Annotated in this window: 18 protein-coding genes; 13 read left to right on the forward strand and 5 right to left on the reverse strand. The window is 60.9% G+C overall.

Features of this window, described 5'->3' with window-relative positions; genetic code table 11:
* Nucleotides 1–10 precede the first annotated feature (10 nt).
* The 12 genes from AB5S05_RS08840 to AB5S05_RS08895 all read left to right on the forward strand — a co-directional run bounded on the left by AB5S05_RS08840 (nt 11) and on the right by AB5S05_RS08895 (nt 13,852).
* Nucleotides 11–1,570, forward strand: coding sequence for a capsule biosynthesis protein (locus AB5S05_RS08840; protein WP_369287131.1), 1,560 nt, complete (start codon nt 11–13; stop codon nt 1,568–1,570).
* Nucleotides 1,567–2,361 (forward strand): glycosyltransferase family 2 protein, encoded by a 795-nt coding sequence (locus tag AB5S05_RS08845; protein ID WP_369287132.1) that lies wholly within the window; start codon nt 1,567–1,569, stop codon nt 2,359–2,361. The genes AB5S05_RS08840 and AB5S05_RS08845 overlap by 4 nt, the downstream gene beginning before the upstream one ends.
* 1 nt (nt 2,362) lies before the next feature.
* On the forward strand, nt 2,363–3,319 hold the full coding sequence (locus AB5S05_RS08850; RefSeq protein WP_369287133.1) for a UDP-glucuronic acid decarboxylase family protein: 957 nt from the start codon (nt 2,363–2,365) through the stop codon (nt 3,317–3,319).
* Nucleotides 3,320–3,325: 6 nt separating this feature from the next.
* Entirely contained in the window at nt 3,326–4,666 is a 1,341-nt protein-coding gene (locus tag AB5S05_RS08855) for a UDP-glucose dehydrogenase family protein (protein WP_369287134.1), read from the forward strand.
* A 10-nt stretch (nt 4,667–4,676) separates the two neighbouring features.
* Complete coding sequence (locus AB5S05_RS08860) at nt 4,677–5,624, forward strand: NAD-dependent epimerase/dehydratase family protein (protein WP_369287135.1); 948 nt, start codon at nt 4,677–4,679, stop codon at nt 5,622–5,624.
* Between the two features lie 155 nt (nt 5,625–5,779).
* Entirely contained in the window at nt 5,780–6,814 is a 1,035-nt protein-coding gene (locus tag AB5S05_RS08865; RefSeq protein ID WP_369287136.1) for an MraY family glycosyltransferase, read from the forward strand.
* Entirely contained in the window at nt 6,811–7,392 is a 582-nt protein-coding gene (locus AB5S05_RS08870) for an acetyltransferase (protein ID WP_369287137.1), read from the forward strand. Before AB5S05_RS08865 ends, AB5S05_RS08870 begins: the two co-directional genes overlap by 4 nt.
* Before the next feature lie 328 nt (nt 7,393–7,720).
* Nucleotides 7,721–9,706, forward strand: coding sequence for a polysaccharide biosynthesis protein (locus tag AB5S05_RS08875; protein ID WP_369287138.1), 1,986 nt, complete (start codon nt 7,721–7,723; stop codon nt 9,704–9,706).
* 14 nt (nt 9,707–9,720) lie between these two features.
* Nucleotides 9,721–10,956, forward strand: coding sequence for an O-antigen ligase family protein (locus tag AB5S05_RS08880; RefSeq protein WP_369287139.1), 1,236 nt, complete (start codon nt 9,721–9,723; stop codon nt 10,954–10,956).
* 183 nt (nt 10,957–11,139) lie between these two features.
* The gene (locus AB5S05_RS08885; RefSeq protein ID WP_369287140.1) at nt 11,140–11,949 is read left to right on the forward strand and encodes an SDR family oxidoreductase; all 810 of its coding nucleotides are present in this window, start codon (nt 11,140–11,142) and stop codon (nt 11,947–11,949) included.
* Nucleotides 11,950–12,093: 144 nt separating this feature from the next.
* The gene (locus tag AB5S05_RS08890; protein WP_369287141.1) at nt 12,094–13,272 is read left to right on the forward strand and encodes an MFS transporter; all 1,179 of its coding nucleotides are present in this window, start codon (nt 12,094–12,096) and stop codon (nt 13,270–13,272) included.
* Nucleotides 13,273–13,423: 151 nt separating this feature from the next.
* Entirely contained in the window at nt 13,424–13,852 is a 429-nt protein-coding gene (locus tag AB5S05_RS08895; RefSeq protein ID WP_369287142.1) for a hypothetical protein, read from the forward strand.
* 211 nt (nt 13,853–14,063) lie between these two features.
* On the opposite strand, the gene AB5S05_RS08900 is transcribed toward AB5S05_RS08895, so the two are convergent.
* The 5 genes from AB5S05_RS08900 to AB5S05_RS08920 all read right to left on the reverse strand — a co-directional run bounded on the left by AB5S05_RS08900 (nt 14,064) and on the right by AB5S05_RS08920 (nt 22,290).
* Nucleotides 14,064–14,303: a YheU family protein gene (locus tag AB5S05_RS08900; RefSeq protein WP_369287143.1), complete on the reverse strand. Its 240-nt coding sequence runs from the start codon at nt 14,301–14,303 to the stop codon at nt 14,064–14,066.
* A 100-nt stretch (nt 14,304–14,403) separates the two neighbouring features.
* On the reverse strand, nt 14,404–17,160 hold the full coding sequence (locus AB5S05_RS08905) for a hybrid sensor histidine kinase/response regulator (RefSeq protein WP_369287144.1): 2,757 nt from the start codon (nt 17,158–17,160) through the stop codon (nt 14,404–14,406).
* Between the two features lie 207 nt (nt 17,161–17,367).
* Nucleotides 17,368–18,558, reverse strand: coding sequence for an osmoprotectant NAGGN system M42 family peptidase (locus AB5S05_RS08910; protein WP_369287145.1), 1,191 nt, complete (start codon nt 18,556–18,558; stop codon nt 17,368–17,370).
* 91 nt (nt 18,559–18,649) lie between these two features.
* The gene (gene ngg, locus AB5S05_RS08915; RefSeq protein ID WP_369287146.1) at nt 18,650–20,389 is read right to left on the reverse strand and encodes an N-acetylglutaminylglutamine synthetase; all 1,740 of its coding nucleotides are present in this window, start codon (nt 20,387–20,389) and stop codon (nt 18,650–18,652) included.
* A gap of 131 nt (nt 20,390–20,520) precedes the next feature.
* A complete protein-coding gene (locus AB5S05_RS08920; protein WP_369287147.1) occupies nt 20,521–22,290 on the reverse strand; it encodes an N-acetylglutaminylglutamine amidotransferase in 1,770 nt (589 codons plus the stop codon).
* A 113-nt stretch (nt 22,291–22,403) separates the two neighbouring features.
* On the opposite strand from AB5S05_RS08920, the gene AB5S05_RS08925 reads away from it, so the two are divergent.
* Nucleotides 22,404–22,877, forward strand: coding sequence for a MarR family winged helix-turn-helix transcriptional regulator (locus AB5S05_RS08925; RefSeq protein ID WP_369287148.1), 474 nt, complete (start codon nt 22,404–22,406; stop codon nt 22,875–22,877).
* Nucleotides 22,878–22,912: the final 35 nt, after the last annotated feature.

Consider the following 22,912-nt stretch of genomic DNA (forward strand, 5'->3'; position numbering starts at 1 on the left):
GGAATTTTCTATGAAAGTTGGTTTTGTAAATGTTTTTTCATTTAGGCCGCATGTCGAGCATCTCTATTATCTGTCGACTTTGCTAAAGCAAGTTGGTCATGGAGTGTTTTTTCTTACATGTGATGCCAGTGTCACCAACTGCTATGCGCGAGCAATTAAAGGGACAAGTAAATTAAAAGAATGCCCAAAGTGTATGCTGGGGGGGGTTCGGAGTTATCCAGTCGGACCTGTTACGTCATTTTCTGCAGCGGGCGAGAGTAGCGATCTGGATAGGGCTGTACTAGATCGTTTGGCGTTATCGAGTTCTTGCACGCTTAACCGGACTGAGTCCGAGAGCGAATGGAATGAACCTGAAGTCGTGGTGGTTAGAAAAAGTCTACACGATCCGATTGCGATAGCTTATCAAAGCGCCTTGCGCTGGATTGAAGACAATAAACTTGATGCTGTGGTTTGCTTCAATGGTCGTATGGACCTCACCCGCGCAGTGACCTATGCCTGCGAGCAGGCTGGTATTCCATTCGTAACCCATGAGCGCACTTGGTTTGGCGATGGTTTGCAATTGATTCCGAATGCCAATTGCTTGTCCCTTAAAGCCTTGAGTGAAATGGTTAAGGAGTTCGACGACAAGCCTTTGACCGCAGTCCAGGCCAAGCTGGCAGGCAAGTTGGCCGGGGAGCGCTTTTTGCAACGCAATTCACTTGAGTGGCGACTTTACAATCAGAATCCCGAGCCGGCACCTTGGCCCTTGGAAACTGCAGGGCCACGGGTTCTGGTATTGCCCAGCAGCAAGAATGAATTTGCCGGCCATGATGAGTGGAAAAGCGGTTGGGAAGACAATACGCAAGCACTGGACGACTTGTTCGAGGCTTTTTCCATTAGTCCGGAACAGGTCGTGGTACGCTGCCATCCGAACTGGGCTGAGAATATCGGCCAGGTCGTCGGCGATCGTTCATTAGCGCTGTATCGCAACTGGACGCAAAAACGCGGCATCTACTGTATTTCTAGCGAGCAGAAAGCGAGCACCTACGACTTGATCCAACAAGCTGACATTGTTGTCATGAATGGTGGCAGTTCGGCCGTGGAGGCGGGGGTTTGCGGTAAACAGGTTATTTGCATGGGGCCCTCTACCTATCAAAATGCTGGGTTCGTTCGCGTATTCCGTAATCGAGATGAGCTGAGTCGCCCGGATGCTTTAGTGCCACTCGATGCTGATGTGGTAATTCGTAAAACACTACGTTTCCTTTACCTGCGCTCTCATCGTTTTGCCCAGTACGTTGATTATGTTCGTGCAATTGAAACAACTCGCTACGCCTATTTCGAGGGAGCAGATCCCGAACGACTTATTTCAATGCTCAAAACAGGTTTAATGGCGGCGGATGATCCTTCTTATTCAGTCGATGGTTTAGAGGAGGATAAAATTGTTGAAGCGCTCAAGCGAAAGGAATGGGGGCGGCTAGCGGATTTTGAAGTGCCTCGTCCTATTTTAAAGCCGCTTAAGATAGGGCGGCGAGTAGGTCTTCGCTGGGTTGATGGAGTTAGGGCTAAGATGCCTAGGGGAGACAGAGGTTGAGCGAAATAAAACAAGGGCTGATTTCGATCGTTACTCCGTCCTATAACGCAGAAAAACTCATTAGACGCACTATTGAATCCGTCTTGGCACAGTCTTACCAAAACTGGGAGCTGATCGTTGTCGATGATTGCTCCAAAGATGGCACGCGTGAAGTCGTGAGAGGCTATGCCGAACAGGATGCGCGCATTCGGTTGCTGCCTTTGGAGAAAAACAACGGGGCACCTGCCGCGCCGCGTAATATCGGTATTAGGCAAGCCAAAGGTGAGTGGGTTGCACTGCTGGATGCCGATGATATCTGGCATCCGCGCAAGTTGGAACTGCAATTGAAGGCCATGCAGCAGGCTGGCGTCGACTTCAGCTGTACACAGATGCGTGACTTTACCGATGAAACGACATTGATTTTTTCCGAGCCAGGTGATGTCGATTGCGAACGTATCAGCTTCGCCAAGCAGCAACTGAAGGGCCGTATTCCTACTTCAAGTGTTATGGCGCGGAAAGCCGTTTTGCTGGAGTTTTCATTCAATGAGGATATTCGGTACAAGGCAGTCGAGGATTATCACTGCTGGTTGCGAATTCATCAGGCCTTGGGCGATAGCATAAAATTGGAGTACCCATTGCTTTGCTACAGAATAATCCAGGGGCAAATATCCGGTTCCAAAAAATATATGCTCGAGCGCATGTACATGGTCCACAAGGAGTACCCAGGGACATCGATTGCCCAGGCTGTGCTATTTACGCTGACCCATGCGTTGGGCGGTTTCTATTATCGTGTTTTGAAGAAGGGGCTTTGATGTGAAGCGAGTATTGGTCACGGGTGGGGCTGGTTTTCTGGGTTCGCACCTGTGCGAAAGGCTGTTGGATGCAGGGAGTGAAGTACTCTGTGTCGATAATTTCTATACCGGTGCGAAGCGTAATATTGCGCACTTATTTGCGAACCCTTATTTCGAGCTCATCCGGCATGATGTTACTTTTCCGCTGTATGTCGAAGTGGATGAAATTTATAATCTTGCCTGCCCCGCTTCTCCTGTTCATTATCAGTTCGACCCGGTGCAAACGCTAAAGACCAGCGTGCATGGGGCAATCAATATGCTTGGGCTGGCCAAACGGACTAAGGCTAAAATTTTTCAAGCGTCAACAAGTGAGGTTTATGGCGACCCTGAGGTGCATCCGCAACCCGAGAGTTACTGGGGTAAGGTCAATCCCATTGGCATTCGCTCTTGTTATGACGAAGGCAAGCGTTGCGCCGAAACCTTGTTCTTCGACTACCACCGCCAGCATGGGCTGCTGATCAAGGTCGCACGGATTTTCAATACATATGGGCCGCGGATGCACCCGAATGATGGCCGCGTGGTGAGTAATTTTATTGTTCAGGCGTTGAAGGGCGATGACATCACCATCTATGGCGAAGGTCAGCAAACGCGCAGCTTTTGTTATGTTGATGATTTAGTCGAAGGATTCATTCGTTTGATGGGAACGCCGGATGAGGTGACAGGTCCGATAAACTTGGGTAACCCAAATGAGTTCACGATTCGTCAGTTGGCTGAGCGTGTGTTGGAATTGACCGGCTCATCTTCGAAGTTGATTTTTAGACCGCTGCCTCAAGATGACCCGCGTCAGCGTCAGCCGGATATCAGCCAGGCACAAGCGCTGCTTGATTGGCAGCCCAGTGTGATGCTGGATCAGGGGCTTAAGAAAACCATTGGCTATTTCGATAAGTTACTTTCTGAAGAAATTGAGCAGAATAAGTAAGCGACTATGAAAATCACTGTATTTGGTAGTGGTTATGTGGGGTTGGTAACGGGCGCTTGCTTGGCCGACGTTGGTTACTCCGTTGTGTGCATCGATATTGATGAGAAGAAGATAGAAGGTTTAAAGAAGGGAATTATCCCTATCTATGAACCTGGGCTTGATGAATTGATTCTCAACAACGTCGAGGCCGGTCGTTTGAGTTTTTCAACCGATGCGGCTCAAGGAGTACGCCATGGCGATCTCCAGTTTATAGCCGTCGGCACACCGCCAGACGAAGATGGGAAGGCGGACCTTCAGTACGTTCTGGCTGTCGCCCGTACCATTGGTCAGTATATGGATGACTATAAAGTCATCATCGATAAATCGACAGTACCGGTAGGGACCGCTGACAAGGTTAGGGCTGTTGTGGGCGCCGAACTCAAAAGGCGGGATGTAAGTTTAGAGTTCGATGTTTGCTCAAATCCGGAGTTTCTCAAGGAAGGTGCTGCGATTGAGGACTTTACTAAAGGTGCTCGAATCGTGGTGGGTACTAATTCTGAAAAAGTTGCGGGGTTGATGCGGCAGTGCTATGCGCCATATAATCGAAATCATGACAAGCTGATGTTTATGGATGTCCGCTCTGCGGAATTGACCAAGTATGCCGCTAACGCAATGTTGGCCACCAAGATCAGTTTTATGAACGAGTTGGCCAACTTGGCCGAACGTTTGGATGCAGATATTGAGCATGTCCGTTTGGGTATCGGTTCTGATCCTCGGATTGGTTATCACTTTATTTACCCTGGGTGTGGTTACGGCGGTTCGTGTTTCCCTAAGGACGTGCAGGCATTAGCGCGTACCGCACAGGATGTTGGCTACGTGCCTGAGTTGCTACTTGCTGTTGAAGGCGTTAACCAGCGGCAGAAGCAGGTGTTGTATCGTAAATTGCTACAAGCCTTCGATGGTCAGTTGGCGGGCAAGAGCATTGCGCTTTGGGGGTTGGCGTTCAAACCGAATACCGATGATATGCGAGATGCTCCGAGCCGTGCACTTATAGAGGCCCTTTGGGCATCGGGGGCAAAGGTCAGAGCATACGACCCCGAGGCAATGCAAGAATGTAAGCGCATTTATGGTGTGCGATCGGACCTGCTGTTGTGTCATTCGCGTGAAGATGCAGTTGAGGGGGCTGATGCATTAGTGATTTGTACTGAATGGAAAAATTTCAGAACTATTGAGCCCGATTGGCTGAAGCAGGCGCTTAATTACCCCATTGTTGTTGATGGTCGTAACTTATTCGACCCAGTGACGATGTCAGGTTCCGGCATCCTTTACTATGCGATTGGGCGTGGTGCTACGGCAGCAGCTTGTTGAAAGGTATGATATGCGAAGGGTCTTAGTCACTGGGGCGAATGGTTTCATAGGCAAAGCGCTTTGCCAGACTTTAGCTATGGGCTGCTACGAGGTGAGCGGCCTTGTGCGTATAGCCAGAGAGCCAGTCCAAGGTGTTGAGTACTTAGAGGTAGACCTAGAAACTAGCGATGACTTGAGTGCGGCTTGTCAAGATTTTGATTGCATTGTGCATTTGGCAGGCCGTGCGCATGTGCTTAGCGAGCATGATGAGAATCCACTCGAGGCATTCCGGCGTGCGAACTGTGGAGCTACTTTACGTCTGGCTCAGCAGGCTGTGGAGTCAGGCGTGCGACGCTTTATTTTTATCAGTTCTATCGGTGTTAATGGTGCAGAGACATTCGCAAAACCATTTGATGAGTTTTCTAGGCCTAAGCCACATGCCGATTATGCGATATCAAAGCTTGAGGCAGAGGAGGGGCTGAAGAAGCTCTTAGCAGGTACGCAGACAGAGCTGGTGATCATCCGACCCCCGCTTGTCTACGGTATCGATGCCCCTGGTAATTTCGCCCGTCTGCTCAAGCTTGTGGCTACGGGGCTGCCTTTGCCCTTGGGTGGAAGTAGTAATCGGCGCAGTATCGTCTCGCTTGAGAATTTAGTTGGCTTCATATCCCTCTGTATTGAGCACCCGGCGGCGGCCGGGCAACTTTTCCTTGTCTCCGATGGTGGGGATATCTCTACTACGGAAATGGTGATGGCACTGGCGCGAGGGATGGGGAAAAAGCCACTGATGCTACCTGTGCCTGATGTTTTGCTAAAAATTGGCGCGAAGCTGCTTGGAAAAGAGTCGCTTTATACGCAGCTTTACCGTTCGTTGCAGGTGGACTCATCCAAAGCGCAGTGCCTGCTGGACTGGAAGCCGCAGGGGAATACATTTGAGGCTTTGGAGAAAATAGGTCGGCTTTGCGCGGATCAATGTTGACGCGGTCAAGGTATTGAGGTTGTACCGTTCGTTTCAGTGGGGTTTGTTTCCATAGTGGAGCTGCGAAACGTGTACTTTTCTGGCTGCTAGATACGTACATGCCAGTTCTGACCTAGCAACTCTAAATCCGAGCTTTTTTCTGGAACAGCAAGTTGATGACTATCTGGTGGTTATTGCCGGCCGTGGCTGGCGTGTCTCTTTTTATGACCGGCGCGTTGCGCCGTTATGCCCTGGCCCGCAGCCTGATGGACATCCCCAACGCGCGCAGTTCGCATTCTGTGCCGACGCCGCGGGGTGGCGGGGTGGCGATAGTGGTGAGTTTTCTGCTGGCCTTGCCGTTGATGGCCGGCATGAGCTTGATCGCTTGGCCGTTGGCCTGGGCGTTGCTGGGCGCCGGTGCCGGCATCGCCGTACTGGGCTTTCTCGATGATCACGGCCATATCGCCGCGCGCTGGCGTTTGCTTGGGCATTTTGCTGCGGCTATCTGGGCGCTGTTCTGGCTCGGTGGCTTGCCGCCTGTGGCTATGTTCGGCTTCACCTTCGATCTGGGCTGGTTCGGCCATGCGCTGGCGGCGGTCTATCTGGTGTGGCTGCTCAACCTCTACAACTTTATGGATGGCATCGACGGCATCGCCAGTGTCGAGGCCATTTGTGTGTGCCTGGGCGGTGCCTTGCTGTACATGCTGTTGGGCATCGCAGGGTCAGCGCCATTTGCGGCTTGGGTCATGCCGATGTTGCTGGCGGCTGCGGTGACGGGCTTTCTGTTCTGGAACTTCCCGCCGGCGCGGATCTTTATGGGGGACGCGGGCAGTGGCTTCCTGGGCATCACCTTGGGCGTGCTGTCGCTTCAGGCCGCCTGGGTGGCGCCGCAACTGCTGTGGGGCTGGTTGATTCTGCTCGGGGTGTTCATCGTCGATGCCACCTTTACCTTGCTGCGCCGCCTGTTGCGCGGCGACAAGGTGTATGAAGCGCACCGCAGCCACGCCTATCAGTATGCGTCGCGCCAAATCGGTCGGCATTTGCCGGTGACGCTTATCGTGGCGGGCATCAATCTTCTCTGGCTGTTACCCATCGCGCTTTGGGTGGGGCTTGGTGGGGTAGACGGTTTGCTGGGGCTGTTGGTCGCTTATGTGCCGTTGCTGGGGCTGGCGGTGAAATACCATGCCGGTGAGTTGGAGGTGCGGCCGTGAGTGAGCGCACGTTGCTTGTCATCGGGGCCGGGGGCCATGGTAAGGCAGTTGCAGAGGCGGCACTGCTCAGTGGTGAATGGCAGCGGATTGCCTTTGCCGATGACCGCTGGCCCGCATTGTGCGAAACCTTCGGCTGGCCGGTTGTGTCCGATGTGGCAGGGTTGGCAGCGCTGGAGATACAGGTCGCGGGTGCTATTGCTGCGGTTGGCAATAATGCCGTGCGCGAGCAGTGGGTCGAGGCCATTCGTGCCGCCGGGCTGCCCTTGATAACCGTGGTGCATCCCCGCGCCTGCGTGAGTGCTGCTGCAACCATTGGAGAAGGTAGCGCGATCATGGCGCTGGCGATGGTGGGTGTCGACGCGGCGATTGGCGAGGGCGCTATCGTCAATGCCAGCGCGACGGTCGATCACGATGTCAGCCTTGGCGATTTCGCCCACCTTGGAGTCGGCGTCCACCTGGCCGGCGGCGTGGTAGTCGGTGCTCGAGCCTGGTTGCAGGCAGGCTGTAGCGCGGGCTACCGGGTTGCGGTTGCAGATGGGGTGATATGTGCACCGGGGACGGTATTGGTCGTCGATTAGACCATGCCTGTTTGGCGGCTTGCGCTTCCGCCTCAGTCGCAGGGCAGGTTATACAGGTTGGATCGTCTGGACGTCAGCGCGCTGATTTTTGACGTTTTGTACGGAAGGCTTCCGCTTTAGCCGTAGATCACGTGTTTATCTGGCTGCCACAAGCTCCGCAATCCGGTCGGCTCTCCCGAGGCAGGGGGTATTCAGTAAATCTGCCGGAGACATTCTCGTGAGCGGCAGTGAGCCCCAGTTTTTTTGCTGGGCAATGTTACGGGTGGTAATTGGCTCGAAAGTAGCCTGAGAAATTTGAGGGATCGTTGTGTTAAGACTTGCCGAGAAAATGCGTAGTCGTCTGATCAAACTGCCCCGTCGGCATAAGCGGTTGATTCAGGTCGCGGTGGACGTGGGGTTGGTGTGGGCTGCGCTGTGGCTGGCCTTTGTCGTGCGTTTGGGCGACTCCAGAAGCATCGAGCCCTTTGCCGGTCATTTCTGGCTGTTCAGCGTGACGCCGCTGATAGCCGTACCTCTGTTCGTTCGCTTCGGCATGTACCGGGCGGTGATGCGCTATTTCGGTAACGATGCATTGCTCGCCATTGGCAAGGCGGTCACGTTGTCAGCCCTGTTTCTGGCGCTAGTGGTGTATTGGTATCAGGAGGCGCCCAAGCCTATTCCTCGCTCGATGGTGTTCAACTACTGGTGGCTGAGCCTGGTGATGATTGGCGGGCTACGCCTGTTCATGCGGCAATATTTCATGGGGGACTGGTACTCCTCGGATCAGCCTATGCGGTTCAAGGGGCGCGACGCTGGTTTGCCGAAGGTTGCGGTCTATGGCGCTGGCGCGGCCGGCAACCAGCTGGTTGCAGCTCTGCGACTGGGGCGGGCGATGCGCCCGGTGGCCTTCATCGACGATGACGCCAATATCGCCAATAGGGTGATCGCAGGCCTGCGTGTGTTCACCTCCAAGCACATCCAGCAGTTGATCGATGAGACCGGGGCAGAAGAGATTCTGCTGGCGATTCCCTCGGCCAGTCGTGGGCGCCGTCGCGAGATTTTGAGCCTGCTCGAGCAATATCCGCTGCATGTTCGTAGCGTTCCGGGCTTCATGGACCTGGCCAGCGGCCGGGTCAAGGTCGAGGATGTGCAGGAAGTGGACATTGCCGACTTGCTCGGGCGTGACCCGGTGCCGCCGCAGCAGGCTTTGTTCGAGCGTTGTATTCGCGGCCAAGTGGTGATGGTGACTGGTGCCGGTGGGTCCATCGGTTCGGAATTGTGCCGGCAGATCGTGGCGATCGGTCCAGCCACCTTGCTGTTGTTCGAACACAGCGAATTCAATCTGTACAGCATTCACAGCGAACTGGAGCAGCGCGTTCAGCGCGAGTCGCTGCCTGTGCGGCTGGTGCCTATCCTGGGATCTATTCGCAACGCCGGGCGATTGTTCGATGTGATGCGTACCTGGGCGGTGAATACCGTGTATCACGCGGCGGCGTACAAGCACGTGCCGATGGTCGAGCACAATATCGCCGAGGGCGTGCTGAACAATGTGCTGGGGTCCACCTTCACCGCTCAGGCGGCGATCAAGGCCGGTGTCGAGCACTTCGTGCTGATTTCCACAGACAAGGCCGTGCGCCCGACCAACGTGATGGGCAGTACCAAGCGTCTTGCGGAGATGGTGCTGCAGGCCTTGAGTGCAGAACCAGCGCCTGTGCTGTTCAGGAATGACGATGGAGTGCATCGCGTCAACAAGACTCGATTCACCATGGTGCGTTTCGGCAATGTGCTGGGCTCTTCCGGCTCGGTTATTCCCTTATTCCATGACCAGATTCGGCGTGGCGGGCCGGTGACGGTGACTCATCCGAATATCACCCGCTATTTCATGACGATTCCCGAGGCGGCGCAGCTGGTGATCCAGGCCGGTGCCATGGGCCAGGGTGGCGATGTATTCGTGCTGGACATGGGCCAGCCGGTGAAAATCGTCGAACTGGCGGAGAAGATGATCCACCTGAGCGGCCTCAGCGTGCGCTCGGAAACGAACCCGCACGGCGATATCGCGATTGAGTTCACTGGCTTGCGTCCAGGTGAAAAACTCTATGAGGAGTTGCTGATCGGCGACAACGTCAGCCCAACCGATCACCCGATGATCATGCGCGCAAACGAGGATTCCTTGCCTTGGGAAGCCTTCAAGAAGGTATTGGCCGATTTGCTCAATGCAGTCGAACGTGACGATTACGACCGCGTACGGCAGCTACTGCGAGCCACTGTCAGTGGCTACCAGCCGGAAGGCGCGATCGTCGATTGGATTCATCAGCAGCGGCGCATCGAGCCTTAGAAAGGAAGAGTAGTGTGACCTTTAGTCGAAGTTTGAAACGCTCAGACCTGGCATTGCCTAGTGCTTGGTTGTGTGTCTTGGTAGTTGGTCTTTTCGTGCAAATGTCAGGGCTGTTGTTCAATAGCGACGGTAGTCGTTATGCGACTCAAGCGTACTTGGTGTTGTTCGTGCCGGCCCTGATTCTTCTTGCTTGGCGGCGTTTGGATTTGCACATCTGGAGCCAGGCGCCCGGGTTGATTCTTGTGTGCTTGCTGGCCTGGGTAGTGTTGACGGGCGCGTTCAATACCGGCTCCACGCACGGGCTGGCTTATTGGCTCAAGATTGACGCGCTGATCCTGCTTTACGTCTTTACCGTGGCGAGTCTGACTCGGCACGAGCGAGCCTTTAATTTTCTACTGGTTGCCGTGGTGCTGGTGGCGGCGATCTTTGCCTGGTGGACGCTTGTCTACCAGTTTGGCGTACTGGATAAGCCTCTGAAGTACAGGGCCGTGCGACTGAGCGAGTTGGGGTGGGGCGGCCTGGCGGACCTGGATAATCCTATTGTCGCTGGCATGTACTATGGGGTTTTTGCCGTGCTTTTGACCTATCTCTTCGTGGGGCAAAAGTTACGCATCTGGCAGATGGGCGTGCTGGTCTTGGCGATGCTTGGTTTGCTCGCCTATGTGCTCTTTACGTTTTCGCGCGGCGCCTGGTTGTCTACGGCAGCAGGCGGCGTGCTTGTGCTCTTGTTGTTTCCGAACATCAAATCGCGAACATTGATAGGCATTGGTTGTTTGTTGGTTGTCGTCAGTGCGCCGCTGTTCTGGCCAGAATTTCAACATGAGCAACGCATTGGGGTGAATGGGCGTCACCCTATCTGGGCCAACTGGGCAGAGCAATTTGCCGGTTTCTGGTTGCTGGGGGCTGGAGCGGGGGCAGATCTTTTTTTCCAGTTGCCTAATTCCACGACCCGCTATTTGCACGCCCACAGCCTCTACCTGCAGCTCTGGTATGAGTACGGCATCGTCGGTATCGGCCTGTTCGTGTTGTTGTTGCTGAGTCTGCTGCATAAGGGCTGGGTGTGCCGGGCGCAGCCGCTGGCGCGGGTGGGGCTGGCCTTGTTGGTGTTTGCCATGGTGGCGATGGTTTCCGATGTGTATGCCATCTTCCATCGTCTCAGCCCCTATTGGGTGCTGGTCTGGTTCCCGGTCGGCATTCTGCTGGGGGTGAGGCCGCCGGCCACTGCGAAGGCCGCCGCTTCGCAGCAATAGGCCGTTGAAGAGGCGCCTGCCATGCCCTGGGCAGGCGCTTCTGCGAGAGAATGCGGCCTACCCGCTGCCGGGCTGCTGGGTGCGGTTTGCCTTGGTCATTCATCAGCCTGATTGTGCGTGGGGCGGGGTGTTTCCTTCGCTACACTCGCTCCATCTTTCATAGCACTACAAGGCGGCTTTCCTATGCAGAATCGCATGATGATTACCGGCGCAGGCTCGGGCTTGGGGCGTGAAATCGCCCTGCGCTGGGCGCGGGAGGGCTGGCGCCTGGCGCTGGCGGATGTCAATGAGGCGGGGCTGGCCGAGACCCTGCAGTTGGTGCGCGCCGCCGGTGGCGAGGGCTTTACCCAGCGCTGCGATGTGCGCGACTACAGCCAGCTGACTGCCTTGGCGCAGGCCTGTGAGGAAAAATTCGGCGGTATCGACGTGATCGTCAACAACGCCGGGGTGGCCTCCGGCGGCTTCTTCAGCGAGTTGTCGCTGGAGGATTGGGACTGGCAGATCGCGATCAACCTGATGGGGGTGGTCAAGGGCTGCAAGGCGTTCCTGCCGCTGCTCGAGCGCAGCAAGGGCAAGATCGTCAACATCGCCTCCATGGCGGCGCTGATGCAGGGGCCGGCGATGAGCAACTACAACGTGGCCAAGGCCGGTGTGGTGGCCTTGTCGGAAAGCCTGCTGGTCGACCTGCATGCCCAGGAAATCGGCGTGCACGTGGTCTGCCCCTCGTTCTTCCAGACCAACCTGCTCGATTCGTTCCGTGGCCCGACTCCGGCGATGAAGGCCCAGGTCGGCAAGCTGCTGGAAACTTCGCCGATCAGCGCCGCGGACATCGCCGACTATATCTACGACGAGATCGCCAAGGGCGAGTTCATGATTCTGCCCCATGAGCAGGGGCGCATGGCCTGGGCGCTGAAGCAGAAGAATCCGCAGTTGCTCTATGACGAGATGATCGGCATGGCCGAGCGGATGCGCGCCAAGGCCAAGCAGGGCTGAACCCGGGCCCGTCTGGCGCGCCCAGCACCTGTCCAGCCGGGCTGACCAATTGGTCAGTTTGCTGGGCGCCGGGCTTGCTCCAGGCCGGCCTCGGCGTTAGGGTGGCTGGCCCGGCCGCCTCGCCGTCATCATGTTGAACCACGCGTGAAACCTATCGTCCTGCTGCTGGCCCTGGTGCTGGCGGCGATCAACCTGCGCCCCGGAATCACCTCGCTGGCGCCCTTGATCGAGCGCATCGCCGACGAGTTGGCGTTGAGCCGCAGCCTGATCAGTCTGACCACCGCCTTGCCGGTGCTGTGCATGGGCCTGCTGGCGCCTGTCGCGCCGCGCCTGGCCCTGCGCCTGGGGCTGGAGCGCACCATCGCCCTGTGCATGGGCGTGATTACCCTGGCCCTGTTGCTGCGTCTGGCCGGTCAACTCAGCGTCATCCTGATCGGCAGCGCCGTGCTGCTGGGCGCGGCCATCGCCATCGCCGGGCCCCTGCTTTCGGGCTTCATCAAGCGCCATTTCGTCGAGCAGATGGGGCGGGTGGTCGGTTGGTATTCCCTGGGCATGGCCATCGGCGGTGCCGGCGGCGCGGTACTGACGGCGCCGGCCACTCGCCTGCTCGGCGATAGCTGGACCCAGGGTTTGGCGCTGTGGGCGCTGCCGGCCCTGCTGGGCCTGCTGCTATGGTGGCGCCTGCCCAATCGGGCCGAGACCGCCGATGGCGCCGAGGCCAGGGGCGGCCTGCCGTGGCGACAGCTGCGGGCCTGGATGATCAGTTGCTTCTTCGCGATCCAGGCCGGGCTGTTCTACGCCTTGGCGACCTGGGTGGTGGCGCGTTATCACGAGGCCGGCCTGACCCTGCTGCGCAGCAACAGCCTGTTCAGCCTCTCGATGCTGATGGGCTTGCCCAGTTCTTTCCTGCTGCCTTGGCTGGCGCAGCGGTTCAACCGCTACCGGTTGCTGATGGGCTGTGGCCTGGTGTCGGCGCTGAGCCTGGCGATGATCACCTGGCGACCGACCCTGCTGCCGGAACTCTGGGCGCTGAGCATCGGTTGCGGCCTGGGCGGCTCTTTTGCCTTGGCGCTGGTATTGCCCTTGTACGAGGCCGGCTCGCCGCTGGCGGTCAGCCGCTGGACGGCGATGATGCTGTGCATGGGCTACGGCATGGCCTGCGTGACGCCTATCCTCACGGGGCTGGCGCGCGATCTGTCCGGCGACTACCGGCTGCCCTTTATCGTGCTCACCGCCCTGGCGCTGCTGATGACCCTGCTGGCGGGGCTGCTGAGCAGGCCGCCGCGCCGCGCAGGGGCGCTGATCGGCGCAGCGCAACCCTAGCCGTCCAGCCGGAGCAATGGGCTCACTGAGGCGGCCCAGCCCCGACGCTTTCGCGCCATTTTGGCCGCCAGTCGACAAAGATTATCCGCAGTTCCTTTCTTGCCTGGCAGGGCTGTGATAGAAGGCAGCCTTGATTTTCTGGAGTGCCGGTGTGGAGTCTGAATCCATCGTCTACGGCTGCATCCGCGACTGGCCGTCCGCCGGCCCCGAGGAAAGCCGCCTGCGTCGCGAGATCAATCGTCAGGTGCTGAGCGAGTTGCCGGCCGGCGATGCCTGGCCGTTCCTCGGGCGCGAGATGTTTGCCTTCTGCCGGCAACCGGGCGACGGCCTGTACCAGACCCAGGTGATCCATTTCGGCGCCAGCTACCGGGCGGTGGAGTACGAATGGAGCCTGTGGGTCGAACAGTTCGAGGCGCTGCTCAAGCGCCTGTACTGGGCCAGCGCCGTGGTGCACCTGGAGACCGAGCTGAACGGCACCCACACCTTCCGCTGGGAGTCCGACGCTGGCCTGCACAGCCCCCAGGAAGGCGAGCTGCGCGTGCGCTGCGCCTGGGAGCGCGAGGGCGGAGTGCGCGGCTAGCGTCAGCCTGATTGACCGAGGCGGGTGGCGGCTCTTTGCGGAGAGCTCCTGGCCATAGGGATGGAGTAGGGTGGATGACGTCGCTTTCATCCACCATCGTCGCGGGTGGCTGGATGAAGCCTCGGCTACGCACCCCGATCTCCCCTACAGAGTTGCAGTCGTAGCCTGGATTGGCGTCAGCGCAATCCGGGGGAGCGCTTCTGCGCAGCGCTTAGTCGCCATCTGCCAGCAGCCACTCCCTGGGCACATCACGTTTCAACGCCAGCTGGCATTGCTGGCTCTCCGGGTCGAAGACGATCACCGCCTCGCCCTTGTCCAGGGCGCGACGCACACGCTGCACCCGGGTTTCCAGTGGGGTTTCATCGCCATTGTCGGTGCCGTCGCGGGTGACGAAGTCTTCGATCAGGCGGGTCAGGGTGTCGGCTTCAAGCAGGTGCGGGGGAATCAACACGGCGGGGTCTCCAAAACGCAGCCGCGATGCTAGCGCGTCGGGGCGCGCCTGGCCATGGTTGCGGCGGCCGGCTAGTTCAGCCATCGCCCATCGCCAGGCATCAGCTGGGCGCATCCGCGGCCTTGCCGACCAGGAAGCGCTCCAGGGTGCTGTACAGCTGGGTGCTGTCCAGCGGCTTGCCGAGAAAGTCATTCATGCCCGCCCGGCTGCCGTATTCGCGGTGTTCGGCCAGGGTGTGGGCGGTCAGCGCGATGATGGGCACGGCGGCGAGGCGGTTGTGCGCCTCCAGCCGACGGATCTGCCGGGTGGCTTCGAAACCGTCCATCTCCGGCATCTCGCAATCCATCAGGATCAACTGGATAGCCGCCGGGTTGCGTTGATATTCCTTCAGCGCGGCCTGGCCGTTGCCCACCACGCGCACGCTGTAGCCGCGCTTCTTGAGGAAGCCCTGGACCACCAGCTGATTCACCGGGTTGTCTTCGGCGACCAGGATGCAGGGCGCATTCGGGCTGTCGACGGGCGCCGGCTGGGGTAGGTTGTAGACCTCGGCGCTGCGCTCCGAGTAGAGCGCCAGCAGGGCCTCGCGCAGGGCCGTGATCACCAGGGGCAGGGCCAGGCTGCGCAGCCTCAGCCCGTTGCTGGTGGGCAGATCGTGGCACTGGGCGGGCGGGCACAGCAGCAGCACCCGCTGCTCGGGGTGCAGGTGCGGGCGCAGCGAGTCCAGCCAGTGCTGGGCGCTACCCGGCCAGGGCGACATCAGCACCAGCAGCGGCGGCGTGCTGTATTCGGTCAGGTGGCCGAGCAGGCTTTCCGGGGTCTGGCAGCACTCGGTGCGCATGCCCCAGCGCCCGAGCAGGCGACTCAGGGCATCCAGTCCCAGGCCGTCGAGGGAGGTGAGCAGTGCCGGACGGCCGCGCAGCAGGTCGTTCAACGGCTCGTCTTCGTTGGCCGCCCTGGCCAGGGGAATGTCGAAGGCGAAGCGGGTGCCGTGGCCCGGCGTGCTCTGCACCTCGATGCGCCCGCCCATCAGTTCCACCAGCTCCTTGCTGATCGCTAGGCCCAGACCGCTGCCGCCATAGCGGCGGGTGGTGCTGGAGTCGCCCTGGGAAAACGACTCGAACAGCTGGGCCAGCGCCTGCTCGTCGATGCCGATGCCGCTGTCGCTGACCGCGAAGATCAGGTGCGGCGCGCCATGCGAGTCGCTGCGCCGGCAGACGTTGACGGCGACGTGACCCTCGGCGGTGAATTTCAGGGCGTTGCTGATCAGGTTCATCAGCACCTGCTTGAGCCGCGTGGGGTCGCCCTGGATGCGCCGCGGCACGCCGCCTTCGAGGCTGACATAGAGGCGCAGGCGCTTGTCCAGCGCCTGCCCGGTGAAGAGACTGAGGGTGTCGGAGATCAGTTGCTCCAGGTCGAACTCAATGTGCTCCAGGCTGAGTTTGCCCGACTCGATGCGCGCGTAGTCGAGGATGTCGTTGATCACCGCCATCAACAGGCTGCCCGAGCTGGAGATGTTGTCGACGTAGAGCCGCTGGCTGCGGTCCAGCGGGGTTTCCCGGAGCAGCTGCAGCATGCCCAGCACGCCATTGAGCGGGGTACGGATTTCATGGCTCATCACCGCCAGGAAGCGGCTCTTGGCCTGGTTCTCGGCCTCTGCCCGCTCGGCGGCGCGGCGCGACTGGAAACCTTCCTCCTTGAGCATGTTGATGCGATCGGCCAGGCCGAAGGACAGCGTCAGCAACTCGATGGTCACGCCAATCTTCACCAGCGCCGCGCCATACAGGCCGAGCAGCTCGATCCCCAGCGAGCCGCTGGTCGCGATGATGAAGGAGGCGAGCAGGATGCCCCAGGCGAGAATGTAGTAGGAGCCGTAGCGCAGGCCCTTGCGCCAGACATAGACGCCGCTGAGCAGGAGCATCGAGGACACCGCCAGCACGGTCAGGCTGGCGAGGATGTTCCAGGCCTGCAGGTCGATCAGGGGCAAGGACACCAGGCAGCCGACCGAGGCCAGCATGAACAGGCGCAGGCCCAGGTCCAGGCGCGGGAAGTACTGGCGGGTGTGCAGGAAGTGACGGCTGAACTGGGTCGCGCTGAAGCAGTGCAGGTACATCAGGATATAGATGCTCAGCGACTGCAGGCCGATGTTGTCGGGCAACAGCTTGAACAGCATGCCGTCGAAGCTGGCGGCGAACAGGCCGATATTCAGGTTGTAGACCAGGTACCAGAAATAGGCCGACTCGCGCAGCGAGAGGAACAGGAACAGGTTGTAGCAGAACATCGCGAACAGCACGCCATAGAAGGCGCCGTTGATGCCCATCAGGTTTTCCTGGGCGACCGCGCTGGCGCCATAGGAGCTGAAGTACACCGGCATGAACACCGTGCTGGTGGTGTCCACGCGGATCAGCAGGGTGTTGTCGCCGGGCGTCAGTTCGAGCGGGAACCAGAAGTTGCGCACCTGCACCGGCCGCTGGGAGAAGGCGTAGCGGTCGCCGCTTTCCTGCATCCGCCAGCTACCGTCTGGCGCTGCCTGGTAAAGCTGCAGGTGATCGAGCAGCGGGTAGTTGATCTCAAGGTAGCCACCCAGGTCATGGGCCAGGCGATTGCTCAGGCGGATCTTGAACCACCACACCGACTTGTTCTTGCCGAGGTTGGCGTGGTCGCCGCGCACGGGCACGAAGCGCTGGTCGGGGATGCTGCTGACCTGACTGAGCGTCATCTCTCCGGCGGGGTCCTCCAGGTAGCCCATGAAGGGGCCTAAGGACAGGCGCAGGTCATCGTCGTCCAGGGTGGCGGGCTGCAACGCCCAGGCCGAATTGCACAGCCAGACCATCAGCACCGCCAGGCAAATACGCGGCATCCGCGAACCTCTTGTTATTGTTGTCGCGAGTACTCTGTCGCTGCGGCCCTGATCGCTTGGTGCGCCCAGGTCGCCGTATCGCCTGGCGTGGCCTGCAGCTTGGGGGGCGCGAATCGCCCGCAACCGCACCCTGCTGCCTGCCAGGCGCGCGGCCATGGCCGCACCGACTTCCCTGTCGGCTCACTTTGCCCGGATGTTCCGGGTCCTTCAAGTGTCCTGATCGCGATGGCCGAGCAGGCTGTCGACGGCGGGGACGCGGGTATCACTTTCCATCTGTGCGGAATGTTCGATCTGGTGGCTGAAGCGCTCCAGCGAGCCCTCCCCCGGCTGCGCATCGCTGGCGAACACCGGCGGGCTGAGCAAGTAGGCGCTGATCAGGCGGGTCAGGGCGGCCAGGCTGTCGATGTGGGTACGCTCGTAGCCATGGGTGGCATCGCAGCCGAAGGCCAGCAGCGCGGTGCGCACGTCGTGGCCGGCGCTGACCGCCGACTGGGCGTCACTGTGGTAGTAGCGGAACAGGTCGCGGCGCACCGGAATCTCGTGTTCCTGGGCCAGGCGCAATAGCTGCCGCGACAGGTGGTAGTCGTGGGGGCCGCCGGAATCCTGCATGGCCACGCTGACGGTGTGTTCGGTAGAGCTCTGCCCGGGCGCCACCGGGGCGATGTCCACGCCGACGAACTCGCTGACGTCCCAGTGCAGGGCGGCGGCCGCGCCCGAGCCGACTTCTTCGGTAATGGTGAACAGCGGGTGGCAGTCGATCTGCGCTTCGATGCCGCTGTCGACGACGGCCTTGAGCGCGGTGAGCAGGGCGGCCACGCCGGCCTTGTCGTCGAGGTGGCGGGCACTGATATGGCCGCTCTCGGTGAACTCCGGCAACGGGTCGAAGGCGACGAAATCGCCGATCGACACGCCGAGGGCGTCGCAGTCGGCGCGGGTGGCGCAGTAGGCGTCCAGGCGCAGTTCGACATGATCCCAGCTGATCGGTAGTTGATCGATGCCGGTGTTGAAGGTATGCCCCGAGGCCATCAGCGGCAGCACGCTGCCGCGGATCACCCCGGTCTCGGTGAACACGCTGACCCGACTGCCTTCGGCGAAGCGGCTGGACCAGGTGCCGACCGGGGCCAGGCCCAGGCGACCGTTGTCCTGCACGGTGCGGACGATGGCACCGATGGTATCGAGGTGGGTCGACACCGCACGGTCCGGGCTGCTCTGCCTGCCCTTCAGGGTGGCGCGGATGGTACCGCGGCGGGTCAGCTCGAAGGGGATGCCGATCTCCTCCAGGCGTTCGGCGACGTAGCGCACGATGGTGTCGGTGAAACCGGTGGGGCTGGGGATGGCGAGCATCTCCAGCAGGACCTTCTTCAGGTAGTCGAGGTCGGGCTCGGGCAATCTGTGCATGGCAGGCTCCTTGCGATGGCAGTGGAGGAGGCGCGGCGGCAAGCCGCGCCCGATGCCGGCAACCGGACGTTGTCCGGTCGCCGGGCCACTGTCAGCTGATCATCTGGCTCAGCGGAAACAGCAGGTCGATAAAACGCTCGGCGGTGGGCTGCGGCTCGTGGTTGGCCAGGCCGGCACGCTCGTTGGCCTCGATGAACACGTACTCCGCACGCTCCGCCGCCGGCACCAGCAGGTCGAGGCCGACCACCGGAATGTCCAGGGCCCGCGCGGCCTTGACCGCCGCCTCGGCGAGAGTCGGGTGGAGGACGTCGGTGACGTCTTCCAGGCAGCCGCCGGTGTGCAGGTTGGCGGTCTTGCGCACCGCCAGGCGCTGGCCTTGGGGCAGCACGCTGGCGTAGTCGACGCCGGCGGCATGCAGGGTGCGCAGGGTTTCCGCGTCTTTGGGGATGCGGCTCTCGCCGCCGGTGGCCGCCTGGCGCCGACGGCTTTGCGCATCGATCAGGTCGCCGATGCTGTGGCGGCCATCGCCGATCACCTCCGCCGGGCGGCGGATGGCGGCGGCGACCACCTCGAAGCCGATCACCAGGATGCGCAGGTCGAAGCCGGCGTGGAAGCTTTCCAGCAGCACGCGGCTGTCGAACACCTGGGCCCGCTCGATGGCATCCTGCACCTCGGCCGGGGTGCGCAGGTCGACCGCCACGCCCTGGCCCTGCTCGCCGTCCACCGGCTTGACCACCAGGCTGCCATGCTCGGCGAGGAAGGCGGCGTTCTCCTCGGCGTTGCCGGCCAGGCGCTGTGCCGGCAGGCTTAGGCCGGCGCGGCTGAGGGCGCGGTGGGTCAGGCGTTTGTCCTGGCACAGGGTCATGCTCACCGCGCTGGTCAGGTCGCTCAGCGATTCGCGGCAGCGGATGCGCCGGCCGCCGTGGCTGAGGGTGAACAGGCCGGCCTCGGCGTCGTCGACCTGGACTTCGATGCCACGACGCAGGGCCTCATCGACGATGATCCGGGCGTAGGGATTGAGTTCGGCCTCCGGCCCGGGGCCGAGGAACAGCGGCTGGTTGATGCTGTTCTTGCGCTTGATGCTGAAGGTCTGCAGCTCGCGAAAGCCGAGCTTGGCATAGAGCGCCTTGGCCTGGCGGTTGTCGTGCAGTACCGACAGGTCGAGGTAACTGAGCCCGCGGCTCATAAAGTGCTCGATCAGGTGGCGGACCAGCACCTCGCCGACCCCGGGCCGGCTGCAGCGCGGATCGACCGCCAGGCACCAGAGGCTGCTGCCATTTTCCGGGTCGCGGAAGGCTTTCTGGTGATTCAGGCCCATGACCGAGCCGATCACCGCGCCGCTGTCTTCGTCCTCGGCCAGCCAGTAGGTCGGGCCGCCCTGGTGGCGCGGGGTAAGCTTGGCCGGGTCGATCGGCAGCATGCCGCGCATCTGGTACAGGCAGTTGATCGCCTGCCAGTCCTCGGCATTCTGTGCCCGGCGGATGCGGTAGCCGCGAAAGCCTCGGTGGGCCGGGCGATAGTCGCTGAACCACAGGCGCAGGGTGTCCGAGGGGTCGAGGAACAGCTGCTGCGGGGCGTGGGCCAGCACCTGATGGGGCGCGGCGACATAGAGGGCGATGTCGCGTTCGCCGGCACGTTCGGCCAGCAGTTCGTGGGCCAGTTGGTCGGCGTCCGGGTAGGTATGGCCGATCAGCAGGCGACCCCAGCCACAGTGCACGGCACGGGGTTGGCAGAGTTGGTTGTCGCGGTCTTCGGCGAAGCGCGCCTGCAGGCGCTCGTAGGAGGGTGTCTGCCCGCGCAGAAGACGTTGATTGAAGGCAGTGGCGCGCATTGGAGTCTTTCCTTTGCTGTCTGCAATGCCCGGATGGGCTCCGGGTCGTGTAGGGGGTCGTGACTGCCCGGATTTCTTCCGGCTACGGCAGTTCAATGCAGGGGGCGGGCTAAGCCCGCCCCCCTGCTTCGTTATAGACCGTGCTCGCTCAGCCACAGGTTGAGCGCCGCCATCTGCCACAGCTTGGAGCCGCGCAGTGGCGTCAGCTGGCCATGTGGATCGGTGAGCAGGCGATCGAGCATGGCCGGGTTGAACAGGCCGCGATCCTGGCTGGGGTCGACCAGCAGGTCGCGCACCCAACCCAGGGTGGCGCCTTCCAGGTGCTTGAGCCCGGGCACCGGGAAGTAGCCCTTGGGCCGGTCGATCACCTCGTTGGGGATGACCTGGCGCGCCGCTTCCTTGAGCACGTGCTTGCCGCCGTCGGGCAGCTTGAAGCGGCCCGGAATCCGCGCCGAGAGTTCGGCCAGGCGGTAGTCGAGGAACGGCGTGCGCGCCTCCAGGCCCCAAGCCATGGTCATGTTGTCGACCCGCTTGACCGGGTCGTCGACCAGCATCACCGTGCTGTCCAGGCGCAGGGCCTTGTCCACCGCGGCAATGGCGCCGGGCTTGGCGAAGTGCTGGCGGACGAAGTCGCCGGCATGGTCGTCGGTCAGCCATTCGGGCTGCACGCATTCGGCGTATTCGTCGTGGTCGCGGTCGAAGAAGGCCTGGCGATAGGCGCCGAAGGCATCCTCGGCGCCATCGACCAGCGGATACCAGTGGTAGCCGGCGAACAGTTCGTCGGCGCCCTGGCCGCTCTGCACCACCTTGCAATGCTTGGCCACTTCCCGCGAGAGCAGGTAGAAGGCGATGCAGTCGTGGCTGACCATCGGCTCGCTCATGGCGCGGAAGGCGGCCGGCAACTGGTCGAGGATCTCGTTCTCGCCGATGCGCAACTGATGGTGCTGGGTGGCGAAGCGTTCGGCGATCAGGTCCGAGTACTGGAACTCGTCGCCGCGCTCGCCGCCGGCATCCTGGAAGCCGATGGAGAAGGTCGACAGGTTGTCCACCCCGGCCTCGCGCAGCAGGCCGACCAGCATGCTCGAATCGACCCCGCCGGAGAGCAGCACGCCGACATCCACCGCCGCGCGCTGGCGGATCGACACCGCCTCGCGCATGCCGTCGAGCACCTTGTCGCGCCATTCTTCCAGGCCATAGGCGACTTCGTCGCGCTTGGGCCCATAGTCCAGTTGCCACCAGCTCTGCTGCTCGACATTGCCCTGGGCGTCGACGCGCATCCAGCTGGCCGGCGGCAATTTTTCCACCCCGGCGAGGATGGTGCGCGGGGCCGGCACCACGGCATGGAAGTTCAGGTAGTGGTTCAGCGCGATCGGGTCCAGCGTCTTGCCGATGTCGCCGCCGGCCAGCAGGGCCGGCAGGCTCGAGGCGAAGCGCAGGCGCTGGCCGGTGCGCGACAGGTACAGTGGCTTGACCCCGAGACGGTCGCGGGCGATGAACAGCTGCTGGCTGTCGCGCTCCCACACGGCGAAGGCGAACATGCCGTTGAGCTTGGGCAGCAGGTCGGTGCCCCAGGCGTGATAGCCCTTGAGCAGTACCTCGGTGTCGCCGCCGGAGAAGAAGCGGTAGCCGAGGCCTTCCAGTTCGTCACGCAGTTCCGGGTAGTTGTAGATGGCGCCGTTGAACACCATGGACAGGCCAAGATCGCTGTCGATCATCGGTTGGCCGGAGGCCTCGGCCAGGTCCATGATTTTCAGGCGTCGATGGCCCAGGGCGATGGGGCCCTGGCTGTGAAAGCCGTGGGCATCGGGGCCGCGAGGGGCCAGGTGGTGGGTGATTCGCTCGACCGCAGCCAGGTCGGCCGGTCGTTGATCAAAACGTAATTCTCCAGCTATTCCGCACATATTCTTCCTTACCGGTATTGCCGTTGGGGAGTCGTCCGGGCTCGCCGAACCTTTTACATGGGAACAAAATAATGCTTTCATGTCAAAGCGTAATGGTTATGGAAAGCGGGTTTATGGCTGAAAAAATAGTTTCGACTGAAATAGATTTGTCATCTGTCATGGCCTTCGAACTGCCCTTGTTCCAGTCCCTGCGGCGCCTGCAGCAGGCCGGCGAGGTGCATGCCAAGCGCCTGACCCGGTTCGGCGGGTTGACGCCCATGCAGCTGATGATCCTGCAGGTGCTGGCCGGTGAGGCGCGATTGACGGCGAGTGACCTCAGTGGCCGGGTCAGCCTGACCGCCGCGACCCTGTCGGGCATGCTCGATCGCCTCGAGGAGCGCGGGCTGCTGCACCGCCAGCGTGACGATCAGGATCGCCGGCGCCAGTGGCTGCTGCTCAGCGATGCCGGCCGTGAGCTGGTGCAGCAGGCGCCGAGCCTGCTGCCGCCGGAGTTTCGTCAGCGTTTCGCCGCCCTGACCGACTGGGAGCGGCACAGCATGGCCGCCGCCTTGTTGCGCGCGGCGCAGCTGTGCGGCGAGATGGAGTGAGGGCCGGTACCAGCTTGTGCGACGCGGGCCGCTCC

It is taken from the genome of Pseudomonas zhanjiangensis (assembly GCF_041027545.1).
Lineage (GTDB): Bacteria > Pseudomonadota > Gammaproteobacteria > Pseudomonadales > Pseudomonadaceae > Aquipseudomonas > Aquipseudomonas zhanjiangensis.

Bases quoted from the DNA above. Each gene is read 5' to 3' on its own strand.
- AB5S05_RS08860 (WP_369287135.1), top strand. From the start codon at position 4,677: ATGCGAAGGGTCTTAGTCACTGGGGCGAATGGTTTCATAGGCAAAGCG.
- AB5S05_RS08925 (WP_369287148.1), top strand. From the start codon at position 22,404: ATGGCTGAAAAAATAGTTTCGACTGAAATAGATTTGTCATCTGTCATG.
- AB5S05_RS08910 (WP_369287145.1), bottom strand. From the start codon at position 18,558: ATGCACAGATTGCCCGAGCCCGACCTCGACTACCTGAAGAAGGTCCTG.
- AB5S05_RS08840 (WP_369287131.1), top strand. From the start codon at position 11: ATGAAAGTTGGTTTTGTAAATGTTTTTTCATTTAGGCCGCATGTCGAG.
- AB5S05_RS08885 (WP_369287140.1), top strand. From the start codon at position 11,140: ATGCAGAATCGCATGATGATTACCGGCGCAGGCTCGGGCTTGGGGCGT.
- AB5S05_RS08875 (WP_369287138.1), top strand. From the start codon at position 7,721: ATGCGTAGTCGTCTGATCAAACTGCCCCGTCGGCATAAGCGGTTGATT.
- ngg (WP_369287146.1), bottom strand. From the start codon at position 20,389: ATGCGCGCCACTGCCTTCAATCAACGTCTTCTGCGCGGGCAGACACCC.
- AB5S05_RS08920 (WP_369287147.1), bottom strand. From the start codon at position 22,290: ATGTGCGGAATAGCTGGAGAATTACGTTTTGATCAACGACCGGCCGAC.
- AB5S05_RS08865 (WP_369287136.1), top strand. From the start codon at position 5,780: ATGACTATCTGGTGGTTATTGCCGGCCGTGGCTGGCGTGTCTCTTTTT.
- AB5S05_RS08905 (WP_369287144.1), bottom strand. From the start codon at position 17,160: ATGCCGCGTATTTGCCTGGCGGTGCTGATGGTCTGGCTGTGCAATTCG.
- AB5S05_RS08855 (WP_369287134.1), top strand. From the start codon at position 3,326: ATGAAAATCACTGTATTTGGTAGTGGTTATGTGGGGTTGGTAACGGGC.